16 protein-coding genes are annotated in these 20,528 nt (G+C 53.1%); 7 read left to right on the forward strand and 9 right to left on the reverse strand.

Translation table 11 applies throughout. The features are described from left to right. Positions 1 to 21: 21 nt before the first annotated feature. From abgT to F3J40_RS14170, 5 genes are all read left to right on the forward strand, one after another. Positions 22 to 1,539, forward strand: coding sequence for a p-aminobenzoyl-glutamate transporter (gene abgT / locus F3J40_RS14150; protein WP_167015541.1), 1,518 nt, complete (start codon positions 22 to 24; stop codon positions 1,537 to 1,539). Positions 1,540 to 1,886: 347 nt separating this feature from the next. Beyond that, positions 1,887 to 2,780: a sce7726 family protein gene (locus F3J40_RS14155; protein ID WP_167015543.1), complete on the forward strand. Its 894-nt coding sequence runs from the start codon at positions 1,887 to 1,889 to the stop codon at positions 2,778 to 2,780. A 6-nt stretch (positions 2,781 to 2,786) separates the two neighbouring features. Next, positions 2,787 to 3,719: a sce7725 family protein gene (locus tag F3J40_RS14160; RefSeq protein ID WP_167015545.1), complete on the forward strand. Its 933-nt coding sequence runs from the start codon at positions 2,787 to 2,789 to the stop codon at positions 3,717 to 3,719. 107 nt (positions 3,720 to 3,826) lie between these two features. Further along, positions 3,827 to 4,756, forward strand: coding sequence for an RES family NAD+ phosphorylase (locus tag F3J40_RS14165; protein ID WP_369410945.1), 930 nt, complete (start codon positions 3,827 to 3,829; stop codon positions 4,754 to 4,756). Between the two features lie 253 nt (positions 4,757 to 5,009). After that, positions 5,010 to 6,422 (forward strand): MFS transporter, encoded by a 1,413-nt coding sequence (locus F3J40_RS14170; RefSeq protein WP_017347333.1) that lies wholly within the window; start codon positions 5,010 to 5,012, stop codon positions 6,420 to 6,422. Between the two features lie 111 nt (positions 6,423 to 6,533). On the opposite strand, the gene F3J40_RS14175 is transcribed toward F3J40_RS14170, so the two are convergent. The 3 genes from F3J40_RS14175 to F3J40_RS14185 are packed head-to-tail and all read right to left on the reverse strand — an operon-like array spanning position 6,534 to position 10,377. Beyond that, positions 6,534 to 7,844 (reverse strand): c-type cytochrome, encoded by a 1,311-nt coding sequence (locus tag F3J40_RS14175; RefSeq protein WP_167015548.1) that lies wholly within the window; start codon positions 7,842 to 7,844, stop codon positions 6,534 to 6,536. Positions 7,845 to 7,855: 11 nt separating this feature from the next. Continuing rightward, positions 7,856 to 9,640, reverse strand: coding sequence for a GMC family oxidoreductase (locus tag F3J40_RS14180; protein WP_167015550.1), 1,785 nt, complete (start codon positions 9,638 to 9,640; stop codon positions 7,856 to 7,858). Between the two features lie 2 nt (positions 9,641 to 9,642). Further along, the gene (locus F3J40_RS14185) at positions 9,643 to 10,377 is read right to left on the reverse strand and encodes a gluconate 2-dehydrogenase subunit 3 family protein (RefSeq protein ID WP_167015552.1); all 735 of its coding nucleotides are present in this window, start codon (positions 10,375 to 10,377) and stop codon (positions 9,643 to 9,645) included. A 299-nt stretch (positions 10,378 to 10,676) separates the two neighbouring features. On the opposite strand from F3J40_RS14185, the gene sbmA reads away from it, so the two are divergent. After that, the gene (gene sbmA / locus F3J40_RS14190) at positions 10,677 to 11,912 is read left to right on the forward strand and encodes a peptide antibiotic transporter SbmA (RefSeq protein ID WP_017347329.1); all 1,236 of its coding nucleotides are present in this window, start codon (positions 10,677 to 10,679) and stop codon (positions 11,910 to 11,912) included. A 38-nt stretch (positions 11,913 to 11,950) separates the two neighbouring features. Here the strand turns inward: sbmA and F3J40_RS14195 are convergent, their stop codons facing one another. The 4 genes from F3J40_RS14195 to F3J40_RS14210 all read right to left on the reverse strand — a co-directional run bounded on the left by F3J40_RS14195 (position 11,951) and on the right by F3J40_RS14210 (position 16,724). Then, positions 11,951 to 13,594 (reverse strand): dihydroxyacetone kinase subunit DhaK, encoded by a 1,644-nt coding sequence (locus tag F3J40_RS14195; protein WP_167015554.1) that lies wholly within the window; start codon positions 13,592 to 13,594, stop codon positions 11,951 to 11,953. Positions 13,595 to 13,732: 138 nt separating this feature from the next. Further along, entirely contained in the window at positions 13,733 to 14,863 is a 1,131-nt protein-coding gene (gene yncE, locus F3J40_RS14200; RefSeq protein WP_240155466.1) for a 7-bladed beta-propeller protein YncE, read from the reverse strand. A gap of 229 nt (positions 14,864 to 15,092) precedes the next feature. After that, positions 15,093 to 15,302 carry a YdgH/BhsA/McbA family protein gene (locus F3J40_RS14205; protein ID WP_167015556.1) on the reverse strand — a complete coding sequence of 70 codons (210 nt, stop codon included), beginning with the start codon at positions 15,300 to 15,302 and terminating at the stop codon, positions 15,093 to 15,095. Between the two features lie 234 nt (positions 15,303 to 15,536). Beyond that, positions 15,537 to 16,724: an MFS transporter gene (locus F3J40_RS14210; RefSeq protein ID WP_167015558.1), complete on the reverse strand. Its 1,188-nt coding sequence runs from the start codon at positions 16,722 to 16,724 to the stop codon at positions 15,537 to 15,539. A gap of 100 nt (positions 16,725 to 16,824) precedes the next feature. Between F3J40_RS14210 and F3J40_RS14215 the strand changes: the two genes are divergently transcribed. Next, complete coding sequence (locus F3J40_RS14215; protein WP_167015560.1) at positions 16,825 to 17,781, forward strand: AraC family transcriptional regulator; 957 nt, start codon at positions 16,825 to 16,827, stop codon at positions 17,779 to 17,781. A gap of 39 nt (positions 17,782 to 17,820) precedes the next feature. Here the strand turns inward: F3J40_RS14215 and F3J40_RS14220 are convergent, their stop codons facing one another. After that, a complete protein-coding gene (locus tag F3J40_RS14220; protein ID WP_167015562.1) occupies positions 17,821 to 19,365 on the reverse strand; it encodes a methyl-accepting chemotaxis protein in 1,545 nt (514 codons plus the stop codon). A gap of 160 nt (positions 19,366 to 19,525) precedes the next feature. Next, on the reverse strand, positions 19,526 to 20,434 hold the full coding sequence (gene murQ / locus F3J40_RS14225; protein WP_167015564.1) for an N-acetylmuramic acid 6-phosphate etherase: 909 nt from the start codon (positions 20,432 to 20,434) through the stop codon (positions 19,526 to 19,528). Positions 20,435 to 20,528 lie beyond the last annotated feature (94 nt).

Genomic DNA, 20,528 nt, shown 5'->3' on the forward strand with positions numbered 1-20,528 from the left:
TAACGACACGAGGAATACCCGATGGATTTCACCACGGAGAACCGCAGCCCAGGGAAGCTGTTTAGCTTTATTGAGCGTATTGGCAATAAAGTCCCCAACCCTTTTCTGCTTTTTATCTATCTGATCGTGGTGCTGATGGTAGCCACTGCGCTACTGAGCAGTTTTGGCGTCACCGTAACCAACCCGACCAACGGCGAGATCATTCAGGTGAAGAACCTGTTGAGCATTGCCGGGTTGCAGTGGATGCTGCCGAATATCATCAAAAACTTCAGTAGCTTTACGCCGCTGGGATCGATTCTGGCTCTGGTTCTGGGCGCAGGCCTGGCCGAAAAAGTCGGCTTATTACAGGCACTAATGGTGAAGATGGCTTCAGGTGTCAGCCGTCGCTACGCCAGCTATATGGTGCTGTTTATCGCCTTCTTCAGCCATATCTCTTCTGATGCCGCGCTGGTGGTGATGCCACCACTGGGTGCGCTGATTTTCCTCGCCGTGGGCCGCCATCCGGTCGCTGGTTTGATGGCTGCGATTGCGGGGGTTGCCAGTGGTTTCACCGCTAACCTGCTGATTGTGAATACCGATGTGCTGTTGTCTGGCATCAGTACTGAAGCGGCGAAATCCCTCGACGGTGCGATGCATGTCAACGTTATCGATAACTGGTTCTTTATGGCCAGCTCGGTGATTTTGTTGACCATCGTTGGCGCACTGTTAACCGACAAGTTTATCGAACCCCGCCTGCAACCGTGGCAAGATCGCGATGGCGATCGCCTGCCAGCCTTAACTCCGCTGGAAAACCGTGGCCTGAAAGCCGCAGGCATTGCTGCGCTGATCTTCTGTGGTTTGATTGCTCTGCTGGTGATCCCGGATCATGCGCCACTGCGAAATCCGAACGGATCGCTGGTGCCATCACCGTTTGTGCAGGGCATTGTGCCACTGATTATCATTCTGTTTTTTGTCGTCGCCATTGCCTATGGCGTGGTAACAAAACAGATTCGCCGTCAGGATGATATTCCTCAGTTGCTGATCGACCCGATGAAAAGCATGGCGGGCTTTATTGTGATGGTGTTCCCACTGTCGCAGTTTGTCGCCTTCTTTAGCTGGTCCAATATGGGCAAATTCATGGCGTTTGGCATGACGGATATGCTGGAGAGTGCAGGCGTTAGCGGGGCACCGGCTTTCCTCGGGCTGATGTTCCTGTCGGCTTTCCTTTGCATGTTTATCGCCAGCGGCTCGGCAATCTGGTCGATTCTGGCACCGGTTTTCGTGCCGATGTTTATGCTGCTCGGCTTTCATCCCGCCTTTGCCCAGATGATTTTCCGCATCGCTGACTCCGCCGTCCTGCCGCTGGCACCGATGTCGCCGTTTTTACCGCTGTTCCTCGGCTTCCTGCAAAAATACGAGAAAAACGCCCAGCTTGGTCGTTACTACGTGTTGATTTTGCCTTACCCCATCGCGTTCTTTATCGCCTGGATTTTGCTGTTAGTGGTGTGGTATTTCCTCGGCCTGCCTATTGGCCCTGGCATCTATCCGACGCTGCATTAATTAGTTATCCTATTAAACATATCGACTAAAGGATTAGTCGATATATAATAACCCTGGAACAAGAGAATAATAAGGCTTTCATCTCATAAACTTCATATCCTTTTTGCAATTTCATTTTTTTCTGTGAGCGCGCGTATAGTTATTAACACTCCTCTTGAAAACCCCACCTTCCCAAAGTAACCTCCATCTCGCAAGCTAGCAATAAAAACTGTAAAATCAACAAATTAAACAGACTTACTCGCTATAAAAAAAATCATTGTGACTTTATAATGACTTATTAAGGGTTATGATTTATCATTCAGGAAGAAATTAATAAATATTCGTATAAGTAGAAGGATGTTGTGAGCATGGGTAGCATATCTCCCACACAGGATAAATCTCTGTCAAAGATGTTCTCAGCATCACTGATTTCAGAGATAGCGCGTAAGGGGAAGTCAGCCTCTCTTGCCCATCTACTCCATGAGAATGATATTATTGGCAACCATAAGAATGAAAACAATACGATTGGCGATGCCTTTAATCATGCCTTCAACATTTTACGAAAATCAAATTCTCGTGGCGATTACATCTATCGATCTGCCTTAATAAGGAAATCACTGTCTGGCAGAAATCCTTTAAAGAACTCAACTTATCTACCAGAGTTCAGAATTGGTTTAAGTAAGGCAGACATGGTAATAATTAATGAAACCGCGTCTGTTTATGAAATAAAATCAGAAATTGACTCTTTGTCTCGCTTGGCGAAACAAATCGGCGATTATCAGAAAGCATTCGCGAAAGTATTTGTGATTGCAGGTGAATCACATATTAACAATGTTATGTTGAAAGCACCTGATCAGGTTGGGGTATTAAAACTTGATCGTAGAAATAAAACTACGATTGTCAGGGATGCATCTTTTTTTAACGATGCCCTCTGTTCAACCACGATGTTTGAATCACTGAGAGTGAGTGAGTCTTCTGAAATATTGAGGAGAATGGGTATAGATATACCCTCCTTACCAAACACGCTAATTAATCGGGCGTTAAAGGATATTTTCTCCTCCCTTAACGCGATAGATGTAAATTATCATATGGTAAGCGTATTAAAAAAGACGCGTAACCTTGCACCATTAAATCCGTGCATAAAGGCAATACCTGACGCCTTGCAAGCGCTGGTTTTAATGATGCAGTTACGTAATGTTGATCGGGAACGCCTTATCGATACACTGAACAAACCAATCGAAGAGGCACTGACATGGGGTTGATAATTAATGTATTTTCCATATTTCAGAGGCAAAACATTTGAATTAATAGCAATTCGAGAAAGCGCCGCCGTTATGGCTAACGCTGGATTTATTCCAATTATTGAGCCTGTTAAAGAAAATTTTAATGGTTTAGAAAGAACGTTAGCAGAAATTTCTAAAAATGGCGGCAAAGCAATCGTCATAGTCAATCCTATTTATGGTGACCATGCTGAAAATCAGGCCTATATATCTCAGTTAATGACTGAAAATCTTTATGAGTTTGATAACATTTCAGCAGGGATTATAGCCAGCGCTAATACATCACCAAATACCATCTCAGATTTATTACAAGTCTATGAACAACACAACCCAGTGCTAATACATTATGGGTTTACAGACCCTAAATTTTTAGTAAGTTCTTCCGATAAAAAAGTAAAACATAATATCTTCATAGATCAATATTGTACTCGCTTGTACAGAAAACATTTCAACCAAACAGAAAGAACACTGGTTCGTGATGGTTTCAAAAAAAGGAAAAACTCTGAATATCCTGCCGTTGAGAATTTTTCTGAATTGCATGTTACATACCAAGATGAGGGTATGGATAGTTTTGGTGACTTTCTTATTGTGGGCGATGAGTATTCAGAGGGTGGTGGTCCAGCCTATGCAGTTGCCATTCATCTTACGATGATTGACTCCAACAAAGATGATGAAATGTTGGTGTATCATTTTGTTTCTACAACAAATGATACACCTACCGATCCAGCAGGAAAATTTGGTCAGGCATTAGATAAACTCATTGCCGAGATCAATAGTCAGCATTCTCAATTCTATGAGAGTTCAGCGATACAAATATTTCGCCATTTACACTCTGTAGGACACTTTCCTGGGCTCGCTATGGTGAAAAAACTCTCCATGCAGCATCACATAGAAACGCTTGCGAATTATTTCAGGGACTGAAAATGAAACGAATGTGTTGTCCACAATGCTTTTCTGATAGTGGGTTAGAAAACCATATCCTTTCCGAATCTCTTGAGGGGTACGGGAATTGTTCATATTGCGGCTCCATGTCAGTCCCTCTGATACAACCAGCTTCTCTTTCAGGTTATTTTGAATTCTTGATAAATATTTATGAAATCGATCATACCGGTCAAAGCCTGGTTGAGTGCCTTAAACAAGACTGGATGTTATTCCAGCACAGTAAAATGGATAATGCACACGTTAAAGAACTTCTGTCCGATATTCTTGATAATGGAGAAATTGTCAGGAAAAGTTTCTCTCCTTCCAAAAAATATGAAAGCCATGCGCTAGCTGAATGGGATACACTGCGTGATGAGTTATTACATAAGAACCGATATTTCCTTGAGGGAAATATTGACCAGGCTCGCCTAAAAAAACTACTCGGCTACTTAGTAATATCTAATCTACAACCCACCTGGCACCGTGCAAGAATTAATCAAACTCGGGAAGGCTACGCTTTAAGTGAAATGGGAGCGCCGCCAAATATGCTTGCGAGTCATGGCCGAGCTAATCCCACAGGCATTCCCTATCTTTACCTTGGTTCCTCCTCTGAAGCGGCTATTTCAGAGATACGACCTCATACGGGCGAAACTGCAACAGTTGCGGAATTCTTAATTAAAGAAAAGATTAAATTAGTAGATCTTCGCTCTCCTCGAAAATCTATTTCGCCATTCTTACTTCCCACTGAAGATGATATTGGTAGAGTACGGGCTGATATTCCCTTCCTGGAACGACTGGGAGAAGAACTCACTCGTCCCGTGTTACCGAGAAGCGCCGCAATTGATTATATTCCCAGTCAGTATCTCTGTGAGTTCATAAAGAAGTCTGGTTTTGATGGTGTTGTTTACAGAAGCTCTGTCAGCGATGGCATAAATCTGGCTTTGTTTAATCCAGATAATGCACATGCTATTTGCGTTTCTCAATTCAGTGTTCATAGGGTTTCAGTATCTGTGGCAAGTCTTGGCCCCGTTGAATAGATCAGTCTGATGATGGGCATACAAGCACCCGTTGCCCATCATCAAAAACGCATCTCAGTTTCCTCTTGGTGTTTAATTGCTCTTACAAATTCTGCAACGCACGTTGCCAAAAACTCAGCACGCTACCTCTCGGCAACCTGCGGCGAATTGATTATTCTGCCTCTTCTTCGCCTGCTAATGGTTTAACTCTTTTAACAACATCCTTGCCGTTAGTGGGTTTTGCAAACATCGTCACACCGAGGTTATTACAACAATGACAACAGCCAGCACCCCAGGGATCGCTTCTGTTCCACCCATCACCACACCCGCCAATAGTCTGGCAGGCCGTATTGACGCCCTGCCGTCTTCAGCCGGGTTATGGCGCTTTATTTCACTGCTGGCGTTAGGCGGCTTCTTCGAACTGTATGATCTGTTTGAGACCGGCTATATCAGTTCAGGTCTGCTGGCAGCAGGCATTTTCCACACCGGCAGCGCTGGGGCATTTGGCATTGCGGATCAGGCTGCTTTTGCGTCCGCAACGTTCCTCGGTCTGTTCGTCGGTGCCAGCCTGCTCGCACCCTATGCCGATCGCTTTGGTCGTCGCCTGACCTTTATGTGTGCCCTGTTGTGGTACGGCTGCTTCTCCCTGCTGATGGCTTTCCAGCAGAGTGCTGAATCGGTGATTTTCTTCCGCTTTCTGGTCGGGATTGGACTTGGCGTCGAGCTGGTGACGATCGATACCTATCTGACCGAATGGGTACCGACCCGGATGCGCAGCAAGGCATTTGCTTTCTCCTTCTTCATCCAGTTTTTGTCTGTTCCGGCAGTGGCGTTGATGTCGTGGTGGCTGGTGCCGCAGACTATCCTGAGCCTGGAAGGCTGGCGCTGGGTGGTGATTGCCGGGGCGCTGTGCTCGCTGGTGATTTGGTTTATCCGTAAAAACTTACCTGAGTCCGCGCGCTGGCTGGCACAGCAGGGTCGCCATCAGGAAGCGCATCAGGTGATGAGCCAGATGGAGATCCGCTGCGGTCTGACGCCAAAAGCAGATTTCCCACAGGATGATGCCGCCGCTCAGTTGCCACAGCGCGGGCGTTTTCGCGAGATTTGGGCACCAGAATGGCGTAAGCGTACCCTGATGCTGGTGGTGATGAACTTCTTCCAGGCCATCGGGTTCTTTGGTTTTGGCAACTGGCTGCCTGCGCTGTTGTCTGGCAAAGGCACCACGGTCACGCACAGCTTGCTGTATGCGTTTTTTATCACCCTCGCCTATCCGATTGGTTCACTGATTTGCAGCCGTTATGCCGACAAGTTCGAGAATAAATGGCAAATTGTCGGCTCTTCGCTGATGACCGTGGTGTTTGGCACCCTGTTTGCGCTGCAAACCAACCCGGTGTTGCTGATCATCTGCGGCTTCCTGATCACCTACTCAAACGCCTGGCTGACCTTTAGCTATCACGCCTATCAGACGGAGATTTTCCCTACGCACATCCGCGCACGCGCAGTGGGTTTCTGTTACTCGTTCAGCCGCCTGTCGACGGTGTTTAGCAGCATTCTGATTGGTTTGATTCTGGAGTATGCAGGCAGCCAGGGTGTGATTCTGTTTATCGTGCTGAGTATGCTGGTGGTGATGCTGTCGGTGGGCATTTTCGGGCCGAAAACCCGCGGGATTGATTTGGAAAACATCTGATTTTTCGAGCTTTTCCCCTCACCCTAACCCTCTCCCATAATGGGAGAGGGAATAGAGAGTGCAGACTTTGCTCCCTCTCCCATTATGGGAGAGGGCCGGGGTGAGGGGCCGTTACTTCTGCCCTTCCAGCACTTTAATATCCGCGCTACCTTGCTGATCCTTCACCGTTTTACGCAGTTTTGCTACCTGGCTGGCGCTCACCTGCTGCGGCGCGCTGTTACCCCAACTGCTGCGGATGAAATTCACGACGTCAGCCACTTGCTGGTCGTCCATCCGCCAGCCAAAAGCAGGCATCGTAATGGTTGAAGGTGCGCCGCTGACGCCCGGCAACTGTCCGCCCACTAATACGATATGGATCAGCGAAGTCGGATCATCCGCTAACACCACCGGATTCCCCTGCAATGCCGGGAAGAAGCGCTTGTAGCCGGTGCCATCGGTTTTATGACAGGCGGCACAGCTATCCACATAGGCAGCCGCACCCGGTTTGCTATCATCACCGTGCCATAAAGCCTGGGCTTCGCTGCTATTCGGGCTGAAGGCCACCTGATTCACATCTTTCGCCCCCAGTGACTTGAGGTAACGGGCAATTGCCGTGATATCCGCGTCGTTGAGGTGTTGCAGGCTGTGTTCCACCACATCGCTCATACCGCCAAACACCGCAGTATGATCGTTACGGCCATAACGCAGGAACTGACGCAAGTCCTCTTCGCTCCAGCGGCCTAAACCGTCACGGCTATCACCGCGCAGGTTACTTGCGGTCCAGCCATCCACCGGCGCGTTGCTGCCAGACAGGAAGTTGCTGCCTTCGGCATTGTTCAGCGCCTTCTCCTGCATGGTGAAACTGCGTGGCGTATGGCAGGCACCACAGTGGCCCAGGCCTTCAACCAGATACTGACCGCGCGTCAGGACCGGGTCCTGCTGCTGTGGCTGAATCGGCGCGACTGAAGGCGCGAACATGCCACGCCACACGGCCAACGGCCAGCGCATCGACAGCGGCCACGGGATCTCGCTCTCTTTATTCGCCTGATTCACCGGCGCGACACCCTGCATAAAGTAGGCGTAGAGCGCGTGCATATCGGCATCGCTGATCACCGCATATGATGGATAAGGCATCGCTGGGTAGAGCGTCGTGCCCTCTTTGGTCACGCCGTGGCGCACGGCTTTCTCAAAGTCATCGTAGCTGTAGTCGCCGATACCGCTGGTTTTATCCGGCGTGATATTGGTGGAATAGATCGTGCCGATCGGCGTTTCCATCGGTAAGCCACCGGCAAAGGGCTGACCACCTTTGCTGGTGTGGCAGGCGATACAGTCCCCGGCACGTGCCAGATATTCACCCTGTTTTACCAGGTCAGTGTTGCCTTGATCCGCGAGCGCAGCGCACGACAACGAGCCCAGTAGCAGGGCCAGAAAAATCTTTTTCATGGTCATGTTCCTTACGCTTGCACCAACGGGCCGGGGTTTTTCAGATACTGTTCACGGATCGCTTTAGCCGACCAGTAGGTCAACGCGGCCACCATGCCAGTGGGGTTATAGCCCAGTCCCTGCGGGAAGGCTGAAGCCCCTGGTACGAAGACGTTCGGCACATCCCAGCTTTGCAGATAACGGTTGATGGCGCTGGTTTTCGGGTCTTCTCCCATAATCGCGCCGCCGTTCATGTGCGTCGTCTGGTAGACGGTGGTGTCGAAATGGCTCCCAGGTGCTTTCGCTGCGCCCATGATCAGTTTTGGATTCATCGCCTCGGCGATGGTGTGCATTTTGCTCACCATGAACTGCGCCATCTTGATGTCGTTATCCTGCCAGTCAAAGGTCATGCGCAGCAGTGGCTGGCCGTAGGCATCTTTGTAGTTCGGATCGAGATCGAGATAGTTAGCGCGGTAAGACTGGTGAGCGCCGTGCGCATCCATAGAAATGTGATGGGTGTACGTTTCCGCCACGGCGTTTTTCCACTGGCTACCCCAGTTCGGCGTACCCGGAGGCGTCGGCAGGCCAGAGATCGGCTTGGTACCCGCCTGGTTAACCCAGAACGGTGAACCGCCGACAAACCCAAGCGGGCCGTGGTCAAAGTTATCTGCGTTGAAATCGTCGATACCCACACCCGCGCCACCCGCGCCGATAAACGGGTTAGTGGTGGTGTTTTTATCAAACAGCGCCTTCAGCGTTGAGATGTTTTGATAGGCAAAGTTACGTCCTACCGTCCCTTCGTTGGTGATAGGGTTGTAAGGCTTACCGATTCCGGACAGCAGCATCAAGTGGACGTTGTGGAACTGGAAGGCTGACAAAATCACCAGGTCAGCAGGCTGTACCTGCTCACGTCCCTGCGCATCAAGATAGGTCACGCCAGTGGCGCGTTTTTTATCTTCGGTCAGATTGACCCGCAGCACATAGGAGTTGTTACGCAGTTCGAACTTCGGTTCCTGACGCAGCGCAGGCAGGATGTTGACGTTCGGAGAGGCTTTCGAATACATGTAGCAAGCATAGCCACTACAGTAACCGCAGAAGTTGCACGGCCCCATCTGCGCGCCATAGGTATTGGTATATGGGCCCGACGTGTTGGCAGAAGGCAGATCGTAAGGGTGGTAGCCGACAGATTTTGCCGCCTCAGCAAAGAGCTGCGCCGAGTAAGTGCGCTTCTGTGCGGGCAGTGGGAAGTTATCCGAGCGATCCGGTGCAAACGGGTTGCCACCGCGCTCTTTACCCACTACCTGGCCTTTAATACTCCAGGCGCTGCCTGAGGTACCAAACACCTTTTCGGCCTTATCGAAAAACGGTTCCAGCTCGTCGTAGGTCACGCCGTAGTCCTGAATCGTCATGCCTTCAGGAATGAAGTTTTTGCCGTAGCGCTCTTCATAGTGGCTACGCATACGCAGTTCGATAGGATCGACACGGAAATGGACACCTGACCAGTGCAGCCCCGCGCCACCCGTTCCGGTGCCCGGTAAGAATGCCGCCAGTTGGCGGTAAGGCACGGCGGTCTGGGACGCATCGTGACGGATGGTGACGGTGCTTTTTGACAGATCCTGGAACAGCTTTTTACGGATGTTATAGGTCAGTTCATCAATAGACTGTGGATAAGCGCCGTCTGGGTAAGTATCACGCTGAGGACCACGCTCCAACGCCACCACATTCAGACCCGCTTCGGTCAGCTCTTTTGCCATGATCGCGCCCGCCCAGCCGAAGCCAACGATCACTGCATCTACTTTGTTCAGTTCATTTGCCATGCTTATGCCCGCTCCCCACGAATTGAAACTGACGGGAACGGATAACGCTCTCCGCGCTCTACCCAGTCCATATAATCAGCGCGTGCGCCAGGGAAGCCGATCAGCTTCCAGCCCACCATGCCCTGATTGCCGCCGTGGATGGGATCGCTAAAGAAACCTTCGCGGGTGTTCTGCAACAAGAAAGCAAAAAACGTCTTCGACGGGAGTTGTTCAAACACAATGCTGCCACTTTCCAGCGCATGCAGCATCGCTTCCTGCTGCTCGGTGCTGAGTTCCGCAAACACTTTGCCGTGCTGCTTTTTACTGTAGCTGTCAGCTTCTGCCAGCCCGAGGCGATAAACCTGCTGAGGCGTCAGCGGGAGTTGATAGCCCAGCTCTTTAGGCATATCCGGGTTAAACGGCCCCTGCATATACCAGTTCGCACCGGTAGCAAACGGCGTATTCATCTGGCGATCGATAAATTCTGGTACACCGGCTTCCAGTGCGCCCGGCCCGCGCTCATCTGCGGGAATCAACCGGGCAACGGCAGCAGTGATAAAGGCGAACTCTTCTTTGGTGAACCAGTTTGGCTGGTAGTCGCGCGCTTGTTGCGGCCCAGTCTCTGTAGCTTCGGCTTGCGCCAGCGGAATAAACCCTAACGACCCCACCGCAGAACCACCGACGGCCATCGCCGGTGCAAGCGTGATGGTCCTCAGCAGAAAGTCCCTGCGTGACTGACCTGTTTTCTGATCTGACATGACATTGCCTCATTGCCGCGTGAAAGCGACATGAAAGTTAAACGGCTGGTTGTAATAGTTTTTATGAGTTGTTGAGGGTTACAGTCCGGTTGTTACCGGTAACATCGCGAGGATTGTATCACCATATGTAAGGATTTATTAGCGCATTTATAAACATCCGCACAAATTCATTAACAAGCCACACTTCCCCGCTACGTAAATAACACTCTGCGCCTCGCTGTCATGCACAGAAACAACCGTCATAAGACAAGACCGGCCCTGGTGCGATATAAAGGAGTATTCAACACAGCGGAGTGCCTATGTTTAAGTCGTTTTTCCCGCGGCCAGCGCTGTTTTTCAGCTCTGCCGCTATCTGGAGTTTACTGGCTATTTTTGCCTGGTTTGGCTTTGCCGAAGCGCTACCACAGCACTGGCCATCTCTCGCCGCAGCCATGAAACAGCCGTTACCCGCGACTGCAATGCGCTTTATTGCGCCGGGTCAATTGTGGTTCTACGCCTACTACTGGCTGGTTGCCGGGATCTTTGCCTGTGCGTGGTGGGTGATTGACCGCCATCCCTGGCAGCGTTGGTCTGTATGGGGCACCGCCTTGATGATCTTCGTCACCTGGTTTGGTGTGCAGGTCAGCGTGGCCGTTAACGCCTGGTATGGCCCGTTTTACGATCTGATCCAACAGGCGCTGAGCAAAGCAGGTTCAGTACCAATTGGTGATTTTTATCGCGGCGTCTATGCGTTTCTCGGCATTGCGCTGATCTCCGTTGTGATTGGCGTCATGAATGCTTTCTTCATCAGCCACTGGGTGTTCCGCTGGCGTACTGCCATGAACAATTACTATGCGCATAACTGGCAGCGTTTGCGTCTGGTGGAAGGTGCGGCACAGCGTGTGCAGGAAGACACCATGCGCTTTGCCAGCACGCTGGAAGACTGGGGGATCAGCTTTATTCAGGCGATCATGACGCTGATTGCCTTCCTGCCAGTGTTGATGGCGCTTTCGGTACACGTAAAAGATATTCCCCTGTTGGGCAATATCCCGTACGCGTTGGTGATTATTGCGCTGCTGTGGTCGGTATTTGGTACCGGATTACTGGCGATGGTCGGGATTAAACTGCCAGGGCTGGAGTTCCGTAACCAGCGCGTTGAGGCCGCCTATCGTAAAGAGCTGGTGTACGGTGAGGACGATCCACAACGCGCGGCACCCCCTACATTGAACGAACTGTTCAGTCGTGTGCGTTTTAACTATTTTCGCCTCTATTTCCACTATCTTTACTTCAATATCGTGCGCATTCTCTATCTGCAAATCGATAACGTGTTCGGTCTGTTTGTGCTGTTCCCGTCCATTGTAGCCGGGACCATTACGCTGGGTCTGCTCAACCAAATCACCAACGTGTTTGACCAGGTGCGTGGCTCATTCCAGTACCTGATCTCGTCGTGGTCAACGCTGATTGAGCTGATGTCGATCTACAAGCGTCTGCGCAGTTTTGAGCAGATCCTGGCCGACATCCCCCATGAAGAGATGATGCGTGAAGCCTCTGAGTAGCGGTTTAACAGCGGTGCCTCCTGGCACCGCTGTGTGTTTTACCCTTTGCTCAGCGCGGCAAAAACCTTCTCTACCGCATACGCCCCCGGATCTTTCACTCCATCCAGACTGTGCTGACTCAGATAGGCGGAACGCCCCGCTTTGGCACTTTGCATGGTAGCGGTCGCTTCTGCACCACGCTGCGCGGCGGCAGCGGCCTGCGCCAGCGGCTCTCCAGCCACTAAGGCTGCCAACGCGGGTTGCAGTGCATCCACTAGCGTACGGTGGCCCGGCTGCGCCCCGCCATAGTGTTTCATCTGCTCTAAACCATGCTGTAACGCCTGCGCTAGCGGTTCTCCCTGCTGCAATGCCTGCCCGGCGGCGGTGAACAGAATCGACATCAGTACGCCGCTGGAACCGCCCATCACCGTTGCCAGCTCTTCGCCTACCAGCGCCAGCAACTGCGCGTGGTCCGCCAGCGGCAGCTGGTTTTGTTGCGCCAGTTGCTCAATACGACGCGCCGCCGCCGCAAAGGTTGAACCGGTATCACCATCGCCTACTTTGGCATCCAGCGCATTCAGCTCCTGCTCCAGCGCAATCAGTTGGGCAGTAATACGGCCCACTCCCTGCCGGGTTGCGTCATGCTCAGAGGGGGTTATCTGGAGTTGGCTGGTGACTTTTTGCGCTGGCAGTGCTGCAACAGGTTGAAGTGCCACCGGTTTGATCCAACCGACCACTTCAACAGGGGCTTCCAGCGCGGCCAGAAACGCCTCTTCAAGCTGCAACAGCGTCAGGGAAATGCCTTTCATATCCAGTGCCCCCACCAGCGTGGCAGGGCCAAGCAGGTGCGTGACATGCTGCGCGAGCGGGGTTTGCAGGATTTCATGGGTTAACTGCGCCAGTTCCAGCTGCGAAACGCCACCGAGATTGTTGAGCATCAGCAACTGTTGGCCGTTGAGAGGACGCTTTGCCGCCAGGGTGTGGGTCATCGCAGCGATCACTTCACGACTGTTTTGCGTTGCCAGCGTTGAAACCCCAGGTTCGCCGTGAATCCCCATCCCCAGTTCGCTGTGCCCGGCTTTTACCCGCTCATCACGCGGCTCTCCCGGTAAATGACAGGTAGAGAAAGCGAGGCCGATGGTGGCGCTGGCATCTGCGGCGCGCTGCGCCATCTGCTTGACCTGCGCGAGGCTTTGTCCCAGTTCTGCGGCATGTCCGGCAATTTTATGCACCAGCACCGTCCCCGCAATCCTACGCGGCTGCGGGTTCTCAGGCAGTGCAATATCATCCTGCACCAGCACCATCTCAACCTTATAACCAAGGTTTTTGGCTTTTTCCGCCGCGAGGCCAAAGTTCAAGCGGTCGCCGGTGTAATTTTTCACGATCAGCAGGCAGCCTGCCTCACCGGTAACATTAATAATGGCGGTTAAGACCGCATCGACGCTGGGGGAAGCAAAAATATCGCCGCACACGGCGGCTGTGAGCATCCCACGGCCGACAAAACCCGCATGGGCTGGCTCATGGCCTGAACCGCCGCCGGAGATCAGGGCAACCCGGCTTTTATCCCAGTCATTGCGCGCCACCACACGAATCGCGTCCCCGGCATCGAGACGCCCGAGGTTATGCCACGGCGTGCTGTGGAGTAATCCGGCAATGGCTTCATCAACCACACTGGCTCTGGCGTTATAAAAAAACTGGCTCATCCGATTCCTCATAGGCTGGTTTGCAGGCAGCTTAAGGGTAGCTGAATCGAGGACGGTATCCTGAGAAGCAGGTCAGTATTATGCAGATTTGAGAGGAAGAAGAACCAGCCAGCGGGCGCTGACTGGTTGCACAACGGATTACAGCGCGATGCGCAGTACGCTGTCAGGTTTGCCAGGCTGTGGAGCTGGACGTTTTTCAGCTCCTGCTTCTGGCTTCGCGGCAGGGGCTTTTTCGCCCTCTTTCGCACCCGCTGGTTTACGTGGCGGTCCAGGCTGCTTGACGCTGACGAACAGGGCTTTACCGTCGGCAGAAATCGCCAGGCTGTTTGGCAGACCTTCGGTTTTCACCGTGCGCTTAACTTTATAGTTGCTGGCATCGATGATGCTCACTTCAGACGCCATGCGGTGCGTCACATACAGTTCATCACGTTGTGCATTGAACAGCACAGCCAGTGATTCTGGTACGGCGATGCGCTCAATCACTTTCTGAGTTTTCAGATCAACCACCAGCACCTGAGCCTGTTTAGAATCGGTGATGAAGGCACGCTGACCTTTGGTATCCAGCGCGATGTTCAGGAAGAAGTGATCTTTGCCTTCATCCAGTTTCACACGCTTTTCAATCGCATTGGTGCGGGTATCAATGGTGACTAACTCGCCATCAGCGTTGGTGACGTAGGCTTTCTGAGCCGCAGAGTCCAGCGCAATACCGGTACCCATTTTGCCGGTGTTCGGGATGGTGCTGATCAGTTTCAGGTCTTTCCCGTCAACAACCCATACCACGCTCTCTTTGCCCAGGCCGGTGATGTAAACACGGTTGGTTTTCTCATCCACCGCCAGCTCACGTACCGCCAGAGGACGTACATCGCCTTCGCGCTTGGTGGCATCCAGCACCAGGTTCTTCAGCTCTTTACCGCTGGCCACATCCACAGAGGTCACAGCGCTGTTAAGGGTGTTACCGACATACAGCACGTTGGTCTGGTTATTGATGGCTGCGCCAAAGGTTTTCAGCTCGGTAGGGATTTTGCCCTGCACGGCCAGATCCTGCGCGCCCAGGCGGTAAACCACGCCGCCGCCTTCGCCACGACCGTTTGAGGTGGCAACGTAGAGTGCATTGTTGGTGTTGCTAAAAGCCAGCTCATACGCGCCCTGACCTACTTGCTGAGTGACATCAGCGGCAGGTGCAGCAAATGCTGCCGAGGCAGAAAACAGGGCAGTAGCCAGCAGCAGAGGACGCAGGGCCCACTGTTGTGTAGTTTTTAAAGCTTTCATGACTTCTCCATAGCAAACACTGCTCAGCGGCAGCAAATGAACGATCGCGCAGACATCCAGAACACGGGCCATAGCGGCAAGCAGGCGATCCTTTTTGAGAATAATAATTATTTAAAGTGTAAAGGAACAGTGATTTTATCTTACGGATGCGGGAGTGGGATGCGGAGAAGAGCAACGCCGCCAGGACGCCATAAGGCGTCCTGTCAGCAACAGAGGGTATTCAGCAGGCTTATTTATGCAGCTCGGCAGTCATGTGTACGCCGTTGTTGTTGTACGCTTCGGTGATGGTGTACTGCTCACCCAGTTTGTGTGCTTTAGCCGCGATTTGTGCTTCAGCACCATCCAGTGTGGTGTCACATGCAGTCACAGATTGCGCGAAGCTGGCAATTGGCATGACAGCAAAAGCGATAACTGCAGCAAAAGTTTTGATAGATTTCATGGTCATTTCCTCAGAGTTTTTCGTTTGTTTGAAGCGCTGTGCTTCGATGTGGGAAATGATATGAGAAAGACAGGAAAGGAAAAAGCGGGAAGATTTGCCATTCTCATTCAAATTAAATGAACAAAAAACAGCACGTCTGGACAAGAGATGCCACAGGGGGTTAAAGTTTTGCGCTGAAAAAGTCCCCGTGCTTAATCAATCTGGGGCTGGCAGCGATTTTGCCAGCCCATTCGGTCATGCGTGACGTCGAACCTGAGTCACCACCAACAGTGTGCTCAGTAGAATCACCACGCCGCTGCTGGCAATCACGCCGCTGGTGCCATGCCCATCGACAATCAAACCACCGGCCGCTGCGCCAAGCGTAATGCCGAACTGAATGGTCGCGACCATCAGGCCACCGCCCGCTTCGGCATCATCATCAGCGACTTTTGCCAGCCAGGTTGACCAACCCACCGGCATTGCGCCAAACGCCAGGCCCCACAGCGCCACGCCCAGTGCAGCCAGCCATGGCGTACCTTCGCTGTTGACCAACACCAGCGCCATCAAACTCATGAGCAGTGACATGCCTGCCAGCGTGCGCCAGACGCTACGTGCCAGCAACCAGCCCGCCAGCGAAGTGCCAAAGAAGTTAGCGATACCAAAGCCCAGCAGCACCAGAGAGAGCTGATTAAGGTTGAAGCCAACGCCGGTTTCCAGGTACGGACGCAGATAGGTAAAGAAGGCAAAATGTCCTGTGAACAGCAGCATCACCGCCAGCAGCCCCCAGCGCATTACCGGCCGACGCAGCAAGTTCATCGCTCCCCCTTCGGCAGATTTCTCTTCCGCAGGCAGTGATGGCAGGCTGAAGAACAGCCACACCAGGGATACTCCGCTCAACATGGCCGCTAACAGGAAAGTGTCACGCCAGCCCAGTAATCCCCCGAGATAGCTGCCCAATGGCGCGGCAAACACCGTCGCCAGTGAAACACCACTAAAGACAATCGACAGCGCACGTGGCACCTGCCAGGGCGCAACCAGACGCATCGCCATTGCGGTGGAGAGTGTCCAGAAGCCTCCAATGGCCATACCCAACAGCACACGAGCGGCCAGAATCATCGGCAAATTGACCGCAAAAGTCACCAGTAGGCAAGAAGCGATCAGCAGGACGAAGAAAATCAGCATGACGCCACGGCGGTCGCGGCCGCGCGTGACCTGAGCGGTTGCCAGGCTGGCAAGCAGCGCTACCAGCGCCGTTGCAGTAATGGTCTGCCCGGCTAGCCCTTCAGTCACATGCAGCGACGCCGCCATTGGCGTCAGCAGGCTGACCGGCAAAAATTCCGCGCTGACTAACACAAATACGCCGAACGCCATCGCCACCACTGCGCCCCATGCGGCGCGAACCGGGGTGGCAGATTCGCCAGCCATTTCGCTATTTACACTCATAGAAAACCCCACAAAAAATAATAAGAGGAGGATAGAGCGGGAAGGCAAGACGATCTATGATACTTACACCGTGTTTATTGATAATTCGTCCTGGAATGCGATGAGCCACTACGAAGATTTAACCAGCGAGCTGCTGATGGGCATGCGCCTGTTTGGCGTTGAGTACCAGCGGATTGCCCTGTGCGCGCCGTTTGGCTTGCAGTTTGAACATGCCCCTGGCCGTGCACAGTTTCACTTTATCGGACGTGGCTCACTCATGGTGCGCAGCGCTACCGGTGAGGTCTATCAGTTACATGCCGGAGATGCGCTGCTGGTGCCACATGGCCGTCCTCATGCGCTACTCTCTTCCACTGAAGTCAGCTGCACCACCTTATCCACCTATAAAAGCAAGCCGATCTGCGATACGGTCTGCGCCATTGCCGATCCGGTGATTGAAAGTGACGACCACAGCGTCATCCTGTTCAGTGGCTGCATGGCCTTTGAGCTGGGCGGGATGCAGCCGCTGATCAACACCATGCCAGATATCATGCTGGTCAGTACGCTGCTGTCACGCTACCCGGAAATTCAGCCCATGCTCAATGCGATGGAGCGTGAGGCCTGTACGCGTCACGCGGGTTCGGCGGGTATTTTGTCGCGCCTGGCTGATGTGGTTGCCGCCCTGATTGTGCGTGGCTGGGTAGAGAATGGGTGTGGGGCCGGAAGTGGGCTGGTACAGGCGCTGCGCGACCCACGTCTGAGCATGGCCATGGCCGCAATGCATCGCTTCCCTGTAGAGAAATGGACGGTGGAACGGCTGGCGAAAGAAGCAGGCTGTTCACGATCGGTCTTTGCCGGGCGTTTCCAGCAGGCCACCGGCATGACGCCGCTACGTTATCTGACGGAGCTGCGTATGCGTCTGGCGACCGAACGCTTAAATAAAGGCCATGCGGTAGAGAAAGTGGCGTTTGATCTCGGCTATGGCTCACTGGCCGCCTTTAGCCGGGCGTTTAAGCGCACCGTGGGGCACTCGCCCGGTGCCTTGCGTTCACCGCGAGAAGTGGCGAACGCAGGCACCTGAGAACAGGCCACAACACGGAGTTGCGACCTGAACCAGGCGTTAGCGGAAGACGCTGATCGCTTCAACCAGACGGTTGGCCTGATTAGCCATACGCGTTGATGCCTCAGCACTCTCCTGGACACGCGCCGCATTACGGTGGGTGATCTCATCCAGATCTTCCACTGCAATGCTGACCTGGCTCAGCGCCACGGACTGCTCGGCAGTCGCTGCGCTGATCTGTCCGATCAACGTGCTGACGTTTTGGATCTGCGCCACGATCTCCTGCATCGTTCTGCCAGCGGCATCAGCATGATCGCTACCCGACTGCACGCGCCCGGCGCTGGTATCCACCAGCGTTTTAATCTCGCTGGCCGCTTTCGCACTACGCTGTGCCAGGTTGCGGACTTCTCCGGCTACCACAGCGAACCCTTTGCCCTGCTCACCGGCACGCGCCGCTTCGACCGCGGCGTTAAGGGCCAGAATGTTGGTCTGGAAAGCAATGCCATCAATCACGCTGGTAATGCTGGCAATACGCTTCGAACTGTCGGCAATTTCGGCCATCATGCCGACCATCTCCTGCATCACCTCGCCGCCTTTTAAGGCCACGTCACTGGTGTTGTGTGAAAGGGTATTTACCGCCTGCGCTGTTTCAGTGTTGCTCTTCACCGTGGCGGTCATTTCGTTCATGGTCGCCGCTGTTTCCTGTACGTTCGCGGCAGCCTGTTCGGTACGACGGCTCAGCTCATTATTGCTGTCAGCAATGGCATCACTGGCACTTAACACGTTAATCGCCTGGCCGCTGACATCATCTACCAGCCAGCGGAACATCAGACCGAGTTGGCTGATGGCGCGGGAAGTCATGCCAATCTCATCCGCCCGATCCAGGGTTTCAACTTTATGGCTGGCCCCGGTAGCCACGTTCAGCGCCTGCCGGTACATCTGTTCGAGGGGGCGAACGATCTGCTGCTCCAGACAGATGTTGGTGATCAACAACAACAACGCCATCAATCCTGCTGAGCTCAACAACATGGCGTTGCTGGCCCCTAACGCAAACAGGCCCGCCAGTGAAAGGGGCCACAGCGCCAGCATGGCCGAGCGTACACGCCAACGCAGCGGCATGGTTTTCAGCAGTGAGGCCACTCCGCGCACACCACGGCGAACAATCAGCCCCTTATGGAAATGGCGACCTTTCGCTTTGCCTTGACGAAAATCGCTATACAACGCTTCCGTCGCGCGGATCTCCTCTGCGCTCGGCTTAGTACGCACTGACATATAGCCGCGCACCTGACCGTGACGCACCACCGGAATGGCATTGGCACGCACCCAGTAGTGATCGCCATTTTTGCGGCGGTTTTTCACCAGCGCCGTCCACGGCTCGCCCTTTTTCAGGGTTGCCCACATATCGGCAAACGCTTCCTGCGGCATGTCAGGGTGGCGCACCAGGTTATGCGGTTGTCCGTTGATCTCTTCGGCGGTAAAACCGCTGACTTCGGTGAACGCATCGTTGGCGTAGGTGATGTGGCTATTGAGATCGGTGGTGGACATAAGCGTAGCGTGATCGTCGAAGACAAACTCACGCTGAGTAACGGGCTGATTATTTCGCATGTAAGGGTCCTTGGAAGCCGCGAGGGAGTGCAGAATTGATAATGTTTTTTTACATTTTCGGCACGACAAGGACCTGACTTTAGAGCGGGTGCGTTTTTTACTGCATTAAAGCAAAAAAACGCGCTTTATTAGCGCGTTATTCCAGCGATTAGCGCCGCTTTCAGGCGTTAGCGGCCTGCAATGCCAGGCGGATAAAGCCTTTATGCTGCCCGAGCAATTCGGCTGCCTGCTGCGCATCTAAGTCCGCCAGCACCATCACAATGGCTGTTTTACAGTGGCCCCCACAGGCTGCCAGCGCCGTGGCGGCCGTTTTGCTGTCACAATCGGTGGCTTGCATGACGATATCTTGCTGCCGCTGCACCAGTTTCTGGTTAGTGGCTTCTACATCAACCATTAAGTTACCGTACACTTTACCGCTGCGAATCATCGACCCGGTGGTGAGCATATTCAGCACCAGTTTCTGCGCCGTTCCGGCTTTCATACGGGAAGAACCGGTGACCACTTCCGGCCCGACAACGGGCGTCAGGGCGATATCCGCTAACTGCGCCATTGGGCTGTTTGGGTTGCAGCTCAGCGCCGCAGTGGTTGCGCCCTGCGCTTTTGCCCATTCCAGCGCACCCAGCACATAGGGCGTCCGGCCACTGGCAGCAATGCCCACCAGCACATCACGCCCGCTAAACGCGATATCACGCAGGTCCTGTGCGCCCTGCTCGCGGTTATCTTCGGCATTTTCCACCGCTTGTAAAATCGCGGTATGCCCGCCTGCAATCAGGCCCACCACCTGCTCGCGCGGCGTGCCGAAAGTGGGTGGGCATTCACTGGCGTCCAAAATGCCTAAACGACCGGAAGTGCCTGCGCCACAGTAAATCAGACGGCCACCCTGCTGGAATGCCCGTGTAATAGCCTCCACCGCCTGAGCGATGTGCGGCAAAATAGCCTCTACCGCCAGCGCGACTTTTTTATCTTCATCATTAATCACACGCAGCATGGCTTCGGTGCTGAGTTCATCAATCTGTTGGCTGGCCGGATTACGGCCTTCAGTGATCATACGGCTGAGGTCGAGCGACATAGCAGCTCCTGTCGAAGGGTTTGCGCCACTATAAACAGGATTCAGCCATAAAAAAACCGGGGTTTCCCCCGGCTTCTTTCATCACAGATTGCCG

The organism is Candidatus Pantoea multigeneris, from assembly GCF_011752615.1.
Classification (GTDB): Bacteria; Pseudomonadota; Gammaproteobacteria; order Enterobacterales; family Enterobacteriaceae; genus Pantoea; species Pantoea multigeneris.